General features: G+C 67.0%; 13 protein-coding genes and 1 pseudogene. 9 read left to right on the forward strand and 5 right to left on the reverse strand.

All coding sequences use genetic code 11. From position 1 onward, the window contains the following. The first annotated feature begins 7 nt into the window (after window positions 1–7). The 3 genes from ACG10_RS19125 to ACG10_RS19135 are packed head-to-tail and all read left to right on the forward strand — an operon-like array spanning window position 8 to window position 2354. Entirely contained in the window at window positions 8–796 is a 789-nt protein-coding gene (locus tag ACG10_RS19125; RefSeq protein WP_198319090.1) for an ABC transporter ATP-binding protein, read from the forward strand. After that, window positions 796–1734 carry an MlaD family protein gene (locus tag ACG10_RS19130; protein WP_039806362.1) on the forward strand — a complete coding sequence of 313 codons (939 nt, stop codon included), beginning with the start codon at window positions 796–798 and terminating at the stop codon, window positions 1732–1734. Before ACG10_RS19125 ends, ACG10_RS19130 begins: the two co-directional genes overlap by 1 nt. Next, window positions 1731–2354 (forward strand): ABC-type transport auxiliary lipoprotein family protein, encoded by a 624-nt coding sequence (locus ACG10_RS19135; protein ID WP_039806364.1) that lies wholly within the window; start codon window positions 1731–1733, stop codon window positions 2352–2354. Before ACG10_RS19130 ends, ACG10_RS19135 begins: the two co-directional genes overlap by 4 nt. 10 nt (window positions 2355–2364) lie before the next feature. On the opposite strand, the gene ACG10_RS19140 is transcribed toward ACG10_RS19135, so the two are convergent. Continuing rightward, window positions 2365–2523 carry a YqaE/Pmp3 family membrane protein gene (locus ACG10_RS19140; protein WP_012699156.1) on the reverse strand — a complete coding sequence of 53 codons (159 nt, stop codon included), beginning with the start codon at window positions 2521–2523 and terminating at the stop codon, window positions 2365–2367. A 126-nt stretch (window positions 2524–2649) separates the two neighbouring features. Here ACG10_RS19140 and ACG10_RS19145 point away from each other — a divergent pair, with 126 nt between their 5' ends. Further along, a complete protein-coding gene (locus ACG10_RS19145; RefSeq protein ID WP_039806371.1) occupies window positions 2650–4113 on the forward strand; it encodes a sigma-54 interaction domain-containing protein in 1464 nt (487 codons plus the stop codon). Window positions 4114–4522: 409 nt separating this feature from the next. Here ACG10_RS19145 and ACG10_RS19150 read toward each other — a convergent pair whose 3' ends face one another. Beyond that, a complete protein-coding gene (locus ACG10_RS19150; RefSeq protein WP_232487142.1) occupies window positions 4523–5701 on the reverse strand; it encodes an aspartate aminotransferase family protein in 1179 nt (392 codons plus the stop codon). 265 nt (window positions 5702–5966) lie between these two features. Between ACG10_RS19150 and ACG10_RS19155 the strand changes: the two genes are divergently transcribed. From ACG10_RS19155 to ACG10_RS19165, 4 genes and pseudogenes are all read left to right on the forward strand, one after another. Next, window positions 5967–6866, forward strand: coding sequence for a LysR family transcriptional regulator (locus ACG10_RS19155; RefSeq protein WP_039806376.1), 900 nt, complete (start codon window positions 5967–5969; stop codon window positions 6864–6866). Window positions 6867–7030: 164 nt separating this feature from the next. Next, window positions 7031–7246, forward strand: coding sequence for a hypothetical protein (locus tag ACG10_RS23880; protein WP_136890505.1), 216 nt, complete (start codon window positions 7031–7033; stop codon window positions 7244–7246). 353 nt (window positions 7247–7599) lie between these two features. Then, window positions 7600–8061, forward strand: a complete 462-nt coding sequence (gene trmL, locus ACG10_RS19160; RefSeq protein WP_039806378.1) for a tRNA (uridine(34)/cytosine(34)/5-carboxymethylaminomethyluridine(34)-2'-O)-methyltransferase TrmL — start codon at window positions 7600–7602, stop codon at window positions 8059–8061. 111 nt (window positions 8062–8172) lie between these two features. Beyond that, window positions 8173–9503: pseudogene (locus ACG10_RS19165) on the forward strand (IS4 family transposase). A gap of 44 nt (window positions 9504–9547) precedes the next feature. Here ACG10_RS19165 and secB read toward each other — a convergent pair. Genes secB through ACG10_RS19180 form a run of 3 tightly spaced genes read right to left on the reverse strand, consistent with a single transcriptional unit; the run spans window position 9548 to window position 10744 of the window. Continuing rightward, window positions 9548–10039: a protein-export chaperone SecB gene (secB, locus tag ACG10_RS19170; protein WP_039806380.1), complete on the reverse strand. Its 492-nt coding sequence runs from the start codon at window positions 10037–10039 to the stop codon at window positions 9548–9550. A 26-nt stretch (window positions 10040–10065) separates the two neighbouring features. After that, window positions 10066–10323: a glutaredoxin 3 gene (grxC, locus tag ACG10_RS19175; RefSeq protein WP_089169428.1), complete on the reverse strand. Its 258-nt coding sequence runs from the start codon at window positions 10321–10323 to the stop codon at window positions 10066–10068. A gap of 7 nt (window positions 10324–10330) precedes the next feature. After that, window positions 10331–10744 (reverse strand): rhodanese-like domain-containing protein, encoded by a 414-nt coding sequence (locus tag ACG10_RS19180; protein ID WP_039806384.1) that lies wholly within the window; start codon window positions 10742–10744, stop codon window positions 10331–10333. 179 nt (window positions 10745–10923) lie between these two features. On the opposite strand from ACG10_RS19180, the gene gpmI reads away from it, so the two are divergent. Continuing rightward, window positions 10924–12456: a 2,3-bisphosphoglycerate-independent phosphoglycerate mutase gene (gene gpmI, locus ACG10_RS19185; protein ID WP_089169429.1), complete on the forward strand. Its 1533-nt coding sequence runs from the start codon at window positions 10924–10926 to the stop codon at window positions 12454–12456. The last annotated feature ends 92 nt before the right edge of the window (window positions 12457–12548 follow it).

A 12548-nucleotide genomic window follows, 5' to 3' on the forward strand; every position in this document is an offset into this window, starting at 1 on the left:
CGCCGACATGCCGCCGCAGGAGCCCCTGATCCGGGTGCGCGGCCTGGTCAACCGCTTCGGCCGGCAGACGGTGCACGACGGCCTCGACCTGGACATCCGCCGCGGCGAGATCCTCGGCGTGGTCGGCGGCTCGGGTACCGGCAAGTCGGTACTGCTGCGCAGCATCGTCGGCCTGCAGCGGCCCAGCGCCGGGCGGATCGAGCTGTTCGGCGAGGACCTGCTGAGCCTGCCGGCCGCCCGGCGCTCCCGGCTGGAACGACGCTTCGGCGTACTCTTCCAGCAGGGTGCCCTGTTCACCTCGCTGAACCTCGAGGAGAACGTCGCCCTGCCGCTGATCGAGCATGCCGGGCTGGCGCGCCCCGAGGCCAGGCATCTGGCCCGGCTCAAGCTGGCCCTGGCCGGACTGCCGGCCAGCGCCGCCGGCAAGTACCCGGACGAGCTGTCCGGCGGGATGATCAAGCGCGCCGCCCTGGCCCGCGCCCTGGCGCTGGACCCGGAGGTGCTGTTCCTCGACGAGCCGACCGCCGGGCTCGACCCGATCGGCGCGGCGGCCTTCGACCAGCTGCTGCTGACCCTGCGCGACGCCCTCGGGCTCAGCGTGTTCCTGGTCACCCACGACCTCGACACCCTCTACACCAGCTGCGACCGGGTCGCCGTGCTGGCGCAGAAACGCGTGCTGGTCGCCGACCGCCTTGCCGTGGTGGCGGCCACCGACGACCCCTGGATCCGCGAATACTTCCACGGCCCGCGCGGCCGTGCGGCGCAACAGGCCGCCGAACTGCAGGAGACCCCCTGATGGAAACCCGCGCTCACCACGTGCTGATTGGTCTGTTCACCGTCGTGGCGGTGGCCGCCGCCCTACTCCTGGCCCTCTGGCTGAGCAAGTCCAGCCTGGACCGCGAATTCGACCACTACGAAGTGCTGTTCAACCATTCGGTGAGCGGCCTGGCGGTCGGCAGTTCGGTGGAATACAGCGGCATCCGGGTCGGCGACGTGGAGCAGCTCTGGCTCGACCCCGAGGACCCGCGCATGGCCCGCGCACGCATCCGCCTCGACAGCGGCACGCCGATCAAGCGCGACACCCGCGCCCGCCTGCTGCTGGCCAACATCACCGGCGCCCGCAGCATCCAGCTGTTCGGCGGCACGCCGCAAAGCCCGAAGCTCGAAGGCGAGGGCGGCAAGCCGCCGCTGATCATCGCCGATCCCTCCCCGCTCAGTACCCTGCTCGACGAGGGCGAGGATGTGATGAGCAGCATCAACAGCATCCTGACCGGCGCCAGCCACCTCTTCTCGACCGAGAACGCCAGCCGCCTCGGCCGCACCCTGGAGCATCTCGAGCAGGCCACCAGTGCAATCGCCGAACAGCGCACCGACCTCGGCCAGGCCGTGCAGCAGCTCAACCGGCTCGGCCAGCAGACCGGCGTCCTGCTCGAGGAAATCACCCGCCTGGCGCGTAACGCCAACGGCCTGCTGGACGACAACGGCCGCCAGCTGCTGGCCAGCGCACAACGCTCGATGGGCGCCCTCGAGCGCAGCACCACGCGCCTGGACCGCCTGCTGGCGGACAACCAGCAAGCCCTGGACAACGGCCTGAACGGCATCGCCGATCTCGGCCCGGCGATCAGTGAGCTGCGCACCACCCTCGGCGGCCTGCGCCGGGTCACCCGCCACCTCGAAGACAATCCTTCCGGCTTCTTCCTCGGCCGGGAGCAGATGCAGGAGTTCGCACCATGAGCCTCGGGTCCCGCCACCTCCCCGCCCTGCTCCTCCTGCTCGCCAGCCTGAGTGCCTGTTCGGTGCTGCCCGAGGCCGAGCCGATCCACGTCTATCGCCTGCCCGGCACGCCACTCCAAGCCCAGCCGGCCAGCTCCCGCCTCGATCGGGCGCTGCGCATCGCTACCCCGAAGGCCGACCGCATGCTCGGCAGCGCGCGCATCGCGGTGGTGCCGGAAGGCAACCGGATCAGCGCCTACCAGGGCGCACGCTGGAGCGACGACGCCCCGACCCTGCTGCGCGACCGGCTGATCGCAGCCTTCCGCGAGGATGGCCGGACAGCCTCGGTGAGCAGCGACGACAATCACCTGCATGCCGACCTGGAGCTGCTCGGCGACCTGCGCGGCTTTCACGCCGAATACGTCGGCGGCAAGCCGCAGGTACGGGTCAGCCTCGATGTCAATCTGGTGCATAGCACCAGCCAGCGCGTCCTCGCCAGCCGCCGCTTCGAGGTGCGCCAGAGCGCCGGGGACGAACGACTCGACAGCGTGGTCGCCGCCTTCGGCGCGGCCGGCGACCAGCTGAGCCGGCAGCTGGTGGACTGGACGCTGGCCCAGGGCGGGCGTCTGGCTGGCCGTTAAGCAGCGCCGCTCAGCGTCTGGCGATGATGTACACCGCATGGATGATGCCCGGCAGGTAGCCGAGCAGGGTCAGCAGGATGTTCAGCCAGAAGGCGCCGGCGAAGCCGACCTGCAGGAACACGCCGAGCGGCGGCAGCAGAATGGCGATGAGAATGCGCAGCAGGTCCATGGAAGTTCTCCGTCAATGCCCGGACGGGCTCCTTCCTGAATCGACCTGCCCCGCTCCTCAGGGTTCCTTGGCGCGCGCCGCCGGCGCTGGCCATACTTGCCCGGCAGCCGGCACAGGAGCTTCCCCATGGCGATCACCCGCAGCGATCTCGACGAAAACGGCCTGCTGATCGGCGTGTCGCCGGAGCGCTTTCGCGAGGTCGCCATGCCGCTGCTGTTCGACCAGCTGAATGCCCGCTGCGAAGGCACCATCGCGGTCAACCGCCAGGCGCAGATCGTCTGGATCAACGACAAGTACGCCGCCCGGCTGGGCGTGGCCGACCCACGCGGCGTGCTCGGCCGGCCCGTCGAGGAGATCCTCCCGGCCAGCCGGCTGCGCCAGGTCGCCCAGGGTGGCCAGCCGCCCCTGCTCGACCTGATGGCCTTCGGCGACGAGCACTTCGTGGTCACCCGGATGCCCCTGCGCGACGATCGCGGCATCCTGGTCGGCGCCATCGGCTTCGTCCTGCTCGACCAGGCCCGCCAGCTGGAACCGCTGATCGCCAAGTACAGCCAGCTGCAGAACCGCCTGGCCGCTGCCCAGCGCGAACTGGCCCGGGCGCGCCAGGCGCGCTACAGCCTCGCCGGCTTCATCGGCATCAGCGTGGCCGCCAGCGAACTCAAGCGCCAGGCCCGGCGCGCCGCACAGCTGGACGCCACCCTGCTGCTGCGCGGCGAGACCGGCACCGGCAAGGAACTGCTCGCCCAGGGTATCCACAACCTCTCGCCGCGCGCCCGGGGCCCCTTCGTCGCGCTCAACGTGGCGGCGATTCCCGACAGCCTGGTGGAAGCCGAGCTGTTCGGCACCAGCCCGGGCGCCTACACTGGCGCCGAGCGCAAGGCGCGGATCGGCAAGTTCGAGCTGGCCGACGGCGGCACCCTGTTCCTCGACGAGATCGGCGACCTGGCGTCGCCCCTGCAGGCCAAGCTGCTGCGGGTGCTGCAGGAACAGGAGGTCGAGCCGCTCGGCTCGAACCGGGTGAGGCGGATCGACGTGCGGGTGATTGCCGCCACCCATGTCGATCTGGAGGCGCGGGTCGCCGCCGGCACCTTTCGCGGCGACCTCTATTACCGCCTGAACGTGCTGAGCCTGCGCCTGCCGCCGTTGCGCGAGCGCCGCGAGGATATCCGCCCGCTCGCCGAACACCTGCTCGACGAGATCGCCAGCCGTTCCGGCCAGCCGCGGATCGAACTGGACGAGGCGGCACTGGAACTGCTGGCCGTCCAGCCCTGGCCGGGCAACGTCCGGGAACTGGGCAACCTGCTGGAGCGCGCCCAGCTGCAGACCGACGGCTCCCCCCTGGACCGCCAGGCGCTGCTCGCCCTGCTCGACGGCAGTCTGCCGGCCCGCCCGGAAGCCGCGCCCGCCGTCTCCGGCAATATGCCCGCCATCCCTCCCCTGGCCCGCAGCCTGGCCAATGCCGAGCGCGCCGCCCTGCTGGCGGCCCTCGCCGCCTGCAACGGCAACCGGCGGCGGGCCGCCCAGTGCCTCGGCATCGCCCGCGCTAGCCTGTACAACAAGCTGCAGCAATACGGACTCAACAAACGCTGAACGGCGCCCTTGTCCCGAGAACTGGACAGCGCCAGCGTCCAGAAAACTGGACATGTCCTGCCTGCAGGATGCCATTTGCTCTTGCACCTTGCCTTTATCCGGCACAATTGGCGTCATTCGCCGAAAATCATCGCCAATGAGCGTCCTCCCTGTGCCGGCACGAATCTCGCTGGAGTCTCCACAATCCCTTGCTCTCGCGAGTCGGCCAGAGCAGCGGCAGCGCAAAGGTTCAGTACGGTTTGGCGTGAAGGTTGGGCAGCATTCGGGCCCAGCCTCTTTTTTTCCCTCGCAATCGCGTTTTCACCCTCAGCCGCCTCCGCTGCAACGGCAAGCGCTCCACATTTCAAACGGGCAAAAAAACGCCCCGGCATTCCTGGCGGGGCGGCTGCGATTTCGCAAGAGACGGTATTCAGTTTCGGCCGGAGATCCGGCCCAGCGCACGCGTCAGGCGCTTGAGCATTTCGTCGATGTTGCCGTGGCTGACCGTCAGCGCCGGTGAAAAGCGCAGACAGTGCGCCTGCGGCGCATTGATCAGCAGACGCTCCTTCAGCGCCGCTTCCACCACCGCCGGGGCCGACAGGCCGACCAGCGGCAAACCCAGTAACAGGCCCTGACCGCGCAGCGGACCATGGCCATGATGGCGGGCCAGTTGTGCCAGCCCCTTGCGCAGATGCTCGCCGACTGCGCGAACGTGCTCGAGAAAGCTCGGCTCCAGTACGGTCTCGAGCACCGCCAGACCGGCAGCGGTCGCCAGCGCATTGCCGTGGCAACTGCCGACCAGATCGCCCGGCTCGAAGCAGCAGGCACTGCCACGGGCCACCAGGGCCGCCAGCGGCACGCCGCCCCCCAACCCCGTACCGAGCGCGATGATGTCGGCACGCACGCCATACAGTTCCTCGGCCAGCAGCACCCCGCAACGTCCGATCCCGGTCTGCACCTCGTCGAGGATCAGCAGCAGGCCCCGCTCGTTACACAGCCGAGTGACGCCCTGCAGGTATTCCAGGCTCGCCGGGATCGCTCCCGCCTCCCCCTGCAGCGGCTCCAGCATCACCGCCACGGTCTGCTCGTCGAGTGCGGCCGCCAGCGCCTCCAGATCGTTGAAGGGCACCCTGGCGAAACCCGACGTACCGTCCTTGTCCCTCGGGGACATGCAGCCCGAAGCTGCCAAGGCCCCCCGAGTACCGCCAGCAGGGCTGTCGAACGCAGTGACGATGCGCCCGGCACCGCCGCGATGCAGCCATCCCCACTTGCGCGCCAAGCGAATTGCCGCCTCTCTGGCCTCGGCACCGCTGCTCAGGAAGTACGCCTGATCGCTGTCGGTGGCTTGGCACAAGCGTGTGGCCAGCTTGAGCATGCCGAGGTTGTAGTACCCGGCGCCCGGGTTGATCAGGCTTTCCGCCTGACGCCGCAGGGCGCTCACCAGCACGCTGGGGCTGTGCCCCAGGCTGTTTGCCGTCAGCCCCTGGGTGAAGTCGAGGTAGGCATTGCCCTGGATATCCCACAGCCACGAACCCTGGCCGCGCACGAACAGCTGCGACGGACGCTCCATGGTGCGCATCATCCGCATGCAGGCCAAGGCATCACGCACCGGACGACTCCTCACGGCGGCAGCCGTCCTGGGACAGCGGCTTCGTACGCCGGCGTTCGGAGCAGGCGCTCCGGCAAGCTGCAGCACGGATCAACCCATAATTTGTTTCTTCAGCTTTACCTATGAACAGCTCTGGCACTACCGCCTGGTACATTACTCAGCCCAGCCTCCAGAGCGCTGTAAGCATGATCGACAGGCACTAGACTAAGAGGAATAGCCCCTGCGGGCCATTTCGATTTTCCAGATTTATTGATAAGAGAAAATTATGAATTTTCGCCAGCTACGCTATTTCGTGGCGCTGTACGAGGAAGGCCATGTCGGGCGCGCCGCAGAGCGGCTGAGCCTGTCGCAGCCGGCGCTCTCGCAGCAGATCCGCCACCTGGAGACGGACCTTGACGTCAACCTGTTTCAACGCACCGGCAAGCGCCTGCTGCCGACCCTGGCCGCACAGACCCTGTACAGCCATGCGGTGCCGCTGCTGGATGGCCTGGAGCGCGCCCGCGATGCCTTGCGCGCCTTTCGCGGGCAGTCGGCACGCAGCCTGGCGGTCGGCGTGCTGCAGACGGTCAGCACCAGCCTGGTGCCGCCGCTGCTGGAGCGCCTGCGCCAGGCACAGCCGCATCTGGTGGTACAGCTCTACGAACTGTCCGGCATCGATATCGAACGGCGCCTGCTGACCGGCACCCTGGATATCGGTATCGGCTTCCTCCCGCCGCGCCAGCCCGGGCTGCACAGCCTGCCGCTGTATGAGGACGAGCTGCAGCTGGTGATTCCGGAGAACCATCCGCTGAAGGACTTCAAGAAGGTTTCCCTGGCCCAGGCAGCGGAGCTGCCGATGCTGCTGCTCGGCGAGGAATTCCGCGTGCGGCAGATCTGGCAGGAGCAGCTCGCCATGCTCGGCCGACGCCCGCAGGTGCAGGCCGAGCTGAACAACATGAACAGCATTCTCGACAGCCTGCCGCAGACGACCCTGGCCACGGTGCTGCCGGGCTGCTCGCGCCCGCCGCACAGCCACCCGGACCTGTTGTGGAAACCGCTCAGCGAGCCGCGCATACCGCTGAAGATGGGACTGGTCTATCGCGACGCACAACGCCAGCAGGGCATGCTGGATCTGCTGCACTCGCTGCTGGAAGGGATGCCCGGCCTTCACGAGGCCCACGGCTGAACGCAGGATGCGCCCTTTCGGAGCGCACAAAAAAGAAAACCCCGCAGAGCGGGGTCTTGCAGACTGATTCTGACATCCGTGACTATCCGCCATCCTGGCAGAGCATCCCTGAATCGTCCCTGAGCCATCCATGAGTTTCGCCGCGCATCCTGCGCACATCATCCATGAGCAACGCCATCCTGGCGATCATCCCTGAGTTCCCCAACGCATCCTGCGCCAACCATCCCTGCGGCTTCACCCTCCCGGTGAATTCTCGACGACATCCCTGCCGTTCGATGCGCCTCCTGCGCGACCTCCCTATCACCTGCCATCCTGGCGGGGACCTGCGACGCCTTCCCTGTTTTTCGGTGCGCTTCCTGCGCGACGTCCTTGAGCAATAGAATATGCATCCCCCCGCAGGGTAAACAGTCGTGATCACCATCACACCATGTAAGCCTTTGCCTACATGCCTCGCCGGACCGTTCCGGTCCTGTCGCCCAGGTCCGAAAGTCCTGGCACACAGGATGCATCAAATCTGGCAAAGGGTTTCGGGGACCCCGGTACAGGCAGGCCGGGAACTCCCCTCTTTTATGCCTCCAGCCGGCCCTGCAGGCGTCAGACGCCCTCCTCCGGCAGCGCCGATACCGCCGGCCCCTGCCGCAGCGTGCACAGCCAGTGGGCAGGGACGGCGCCTCAGGTACGGCAAGGGTGCAGCGGCAGGGTAGAATGCCGGCCTCCCCGCCTGGAGCCGTGCATGTTTCACGTCATCCTCTTCCAACCGGAAATCCCGCCGAACACCGGCAACATCATCAGGCTCTGCGCCAACACTGGCTGCAGCCTGCACCTGATCGACCCGCTGGGTTTCGAGCTGGACGACAAGCGCCTGCGCCGCGCCGGGCTGGACTACCACGAGTACGCCACCCTCAAGCGCCATGCAGACCTGTCCGCCTGCCTGGACAGCCTCGGCCAGCCGCGCCTGTTCGCCTTCACCACCAAGGGCTCGCAGCCCTATCACAGCGTGAGCTACCGGCGCGGCGATGCCTTCCTGTTCGGCCCGGAAAGCCGCGGCCTGCCGCAGGAGATCCGCGAAAGCCTGCCGCCGGAACAGCGCCTGCGCCTGCCGATGCGCCCCGACTGCCGCAGCCTGAACCTGTCGAACACGGTGGCCGTGGCGGTCTACGAGGCCTGGCGTCAGCTCGATTTCGCGATGGAGTGAGCACACACAAAAAGCCCCCGCGAGGGTAATGCCAGTCAGTTAAGGCCGCCGCCTTGACCTTTGGTGGGCTGAAAGCAAAATCCGATGCCTGTTTTAGGCATCGGATTTTTTATGCGTCTCTCGCGTGCACTGGCCATCACTCACGATATTGCTGCTACGTCCCATGCACTCGATGGGCTGGGCGAGTTGCTTGACCCCGACCTGGTCAAATCTGCCTTCGAGACCGCTGGTGTAGCTACCCTGCGCAAGCGCCGCTTGCCTCTGGAGTCCATGATCTGGTGCGTGATCGGCATGGCGCTGTTTCGCCGAATGTCGGCCTGGGATGTCGTCAACCAGATGGACATCATGCTGCCCGGGCAGCGCCCCTTGGTGGCCCCCAGCGCTGTGGTTCAAGGGCGTCAGCGCTTGGGTAGCCAGGCTGTACGTGAAGTCTTCGCGCTGACGCAGCAGCGCTGGCATGCCTCGGCCAACCATCCGACCTGGATGGGGCTACGCCTGCTCAGTGTCGATGGGGTGGTCTGGCGCACGCCCGATACGCAGGAGAACCGTGAGCACTACGGCAGCTCCATCAACCAGCATGGCGATACCGGTTTTCCACAGGTACGCATGGTGTGCCAGATGGAGCTGACCAGTCACCTATTGGTCAGCAGCAGCTTCGCCGGTTACCACAGCAATGAGATGAAACTGGCCGAGCAACTGGTTGTCACTACGCCCGATCACTCGCTGACCCTGTTCGACCGTGGCTTCTACTCACTGGGCTTGTTGCACCATTGGCAGCAGGCCGGCACCCAGCGTCACTGGCTGATTCCGCTGCGCAAGGGGGCCCGCCATGAAGTCATTCACCGACTGGGGCGCCAGGATGCCATCGTCAGTCTGCCGACCTCGCCGCAAGCGCGAAAGCAATGGCCGGGCCTGCCGGAAACCCTGCAGGCGCGCCTCCTGAGCAAGACGGTCAAGGGCAAGGTGCGCCAGATCCTGACCTCGATGACCGATCCCCTGCGCTTCCCTCCAGATGAGATCGTCGATTTGTACAGTCAGCGCTGGGAAATCGAGCTGGGCTACCGGGAGATGAAGCAGAGCATGCTGGACAGCCGCTACACGCTGCGTAGCAAGACGCCGGAGATGATCGAGCAGGAGCTATGGGAGTACTGCTGGGCTACAACCTGCTGCGCTACCAGATGCTGGAGATGAGTCGCCACTGCCCGGGGATCTACCCCTGCGAGATGAGCTTCACCGCCTGTACCTGGGCGATCTTGGGGTTACTGAATGGCCTTTCCCTGCGGCATCCGGGCAATATCCCCAAATACTTGGCAGAGCTACATGCGTCAGCCATGCACTACGTACTGCCGCATCGGCGGGAAGATCGTTGCTATCCTCGCGCGGTCAGACCAAAGCCATCCAAGTATCAATCCAGAAATAAAAATGCCAGTCAGCTTAACTGACTGGCATTACCCTGCAGGGCGCTTTCTTCGGCAGGGCTGCAGCCTTACTGCACCGTGCCCGATGCCTGGCCCTCGGCCTGCATGCGCGCCAGTTCCTGGGCGTAGAGCACGTCGAAGTTCACCGGCGCCAGCATCAGGGCCGGGAAGGAGCCGCGCACGACCAGGTTGTCCAGCGCCTCGCGAGCGTAGGGGAAGAGCAGGCTCGGGCAGAAGGCGCCCAGGGTATGAGCCATGGCATCGGCATCCAGGCCCTTGATCAGGAAGATGCCGGCCTGCTGCACCTCGGCGATGAAGGCCACCTCCTCGCCAGTCTTCACGGTGACCGAGAGGGTCAGCACCACCTCGTAGAAGTCGCCGCCGTTGAGCGGCTTCTGCTTGGTATTCAGGTCCAGCTGGACGCTCGGCTTCCAGTCCTGGCGGAAGATCTCCGGGGCCTTCGGAGCCTCGAAGGAGAGGTCGCGCACGTAGATGCGCTGCAGGGAGAATTGGGCGTTCTGGCCGTCTTGTGCGGCGCCGTTGCTAGCTTGTTCAGTCATGGCAGAGCCTTGTTCGATTTGCGGATTCAATCCCCGAGCAGCGCGTCCAGACGGCCCGCGCGCTCCAGGGCATGGAGATCGTCACACCCACCGACATGGGTATCGCCGATCCAGATTTGCGGCACCGTCGTACCTCCAGCCGCCTTGCGGATCATTTCCGCATGTAGCTCCGGCCTGCCGTCGACGCCGATCTCTTGGTAGGCGACGCCCTTCCTATCCAGCAGCTGCTTGGCGCGAATGCAGTAGCCGCAGGTGCGCCTGGTGTAAATGACAACGTGTGGCATGGCTCCCTCACTTGACCACGGGCAGATTGTCCCCACGCCAGGTACCCATGCCGCCGCCCAGCCTGGCCACGCTGAAGCCGGCCTTCTGCAGGTCGCGACAGACGGTACCGGCGTGCTGGCCCATGGCATCGACCACGATGAGGGTCTTGGCCCTGAACTTTTCCAGCTCGGCCATGCGGCTGGCCAGCTTGTCGTAGGGAATGTTGAGGGCATCGACGATGTGCCCGCCGGAGAACTCCTTGTGGGCGCGCACATCCAGCACCATGCCCTGGCCACCGTTGAGCAGCGAGGTCAACTCGCCGCTGCTGAGGCTACGACCACCGCGACGCAGCTCGGTCACCAGCAGCAGGACCAGCAGGACGACCAGCAGGCCGACGAGGATGTAGTGGTTGGAAGCGAATTCGATCAGCTTGGGGACCATCGGGAAGTTCCAGAGCGGTAAAATCCCGGCAGTATACACAGCCCCCCAGGCCGGCTGAACCCGCCGCCGCCGCCGCAGTCAATGGCCATGACGCTGCCCCTGCGAGGCAGTAGACTGTCGCCCCCTGCATGCCCCGGGCTGCCGGGCGCCCACATCACCGCATCATCAGAGTCGGAACCATGACTGCCACCCCCAAACCGCTGGTACTCATCATCCTCGACGGCTTCGGTCACAGTGACAGCCCCGCCCACAACGCCATCCACGCCGCCCGTACCCCGGTGCTCGACCGCCTGAACGCCACCTGCCCCCACGGCCTGATCTCCGGCTCCGGCATGGACGTCGGCCTGCCCGACGGCCAGATGGGCAACTCCGAGGTCGGCCACATGAACCTCGGCGCCGGCCGCGTGCTCTACCAGGACCTCACCCGCGTCACCAAGGCCATCCAGGACGGCGAGTTCTTCGACAACCCGGCCATCTGCGCCGCCGTCGACCAGGCGGTCGACGCCGGCAAGGCGGTGCACATCCTCGGCCTGCTCTCCGAGGGCGGCGTGCACAGCCACCAGGACCACATCGCCGCCATGGCCGAGCTGGCCGTGCGCCGCGGCGCCGAGAGGATCTACCTGCACGCCTTCCTCGACGGCCGCGACACCCCGCCGAAGAGCGCCCTGAGTCCCCTGCTGACCCTCGACGCCTGCTTCGCCCGGCTTGGCAAGGGCCGTACCGCCAGCCTGATCGGCCGCTACTTCGCCCTGGACCGCGACAACCGCTGGGACCGCGTTCGGGCAGCCTACGAGCTGATCGTCGACGGCAGCGCCGAATTCGCCGCCGAAACCGCCGCGGCCGGCCTGGAGGCCGCCTACGCCCGCGGTGAGAGCGACGAGTTCGTCAAGGCCACCAGCATCGGCGCGCCGGTCAAGGTGGAAGACGGCGATGCCGTGGTGTTCATGAACTTCCGCGCCGACCGCGCCCGCGAGCTGACCCGCGCCTTCGTCGAGAAGGACTTCGACGGCTTCGCCCGTAAGCGCGTGCCGCAGGCCGGCTTCGTCACCCTCACCCAGTACTCCGCCAGCATCCCGGCCCCTTGCGCCTTCGCCCCGGAAGCACTGACCAACGTGCTCGGCGAGTACCTGGCCAACCACGGCAAGACCCAGCTGCGCATCGCCGAGACCGAGAAGTACGCCCACGTCACCTTCTTCTTCTCCGGCGGCCGCGAGGAGCCCTTCGCGGGCGAGGAACGCATCCTGATTCCCTCGCCGCCGGTCGCCACCTACGATCTGAAACCCGAGATGAGCGCGCCGGAGGTCACCGACCGGCTCGTCGAGGCCATCGAGCAGCAGCGCTTCGATGTGATCATCGCCAACTACGCCAACGGCGACATGGTCGGCCATACCGGGGTGTTCGCGGCGGCGGTCAAGGCAGTCGAATGCCTGGACGCCTGCCTCGGGCGCGTCGTCGCGGCGCTGGAGAAGGTCGGCGGCGAGGCGCTGATCACCGCCGACCACGGCAACGTCGAGCAGATGGAGGACGAGAGCACCGGTCAGGCGCACACCGCGCACACCTGCGAGCCGGTGCCGTTCATCTATGTCGGCAAGCGCCCGCTGCGCATCCGCGGCGGCGGCGTGCTGGCCGACGTGGCGCCGACGATGCTGAAGCTGCTCGGCCTGCCGCAGCCGAAGGAAATGACCGGCCAGCCGCTGGTCGAGCCGGCCTGAGGCGGAAAATGGCGTGGGCAGGCTTCCGGCCTGCCCACCGCCTGTCCGCAGCTGCTGCAATGCCCTGCAGCCCGACGACGGATTTTTAGGCA

The sequence above is a fragment of the Azotobacter chroococcum genome, assembly GCF_002220155.1.
Taxonomy (GTDB): domain Bacteria; phylum Pseudomonadota; class Gammaproteobacteria; order Pseudomonadales; family Pseudomonadaceae; genus Azotobacter; species Azotobacter chroococcum.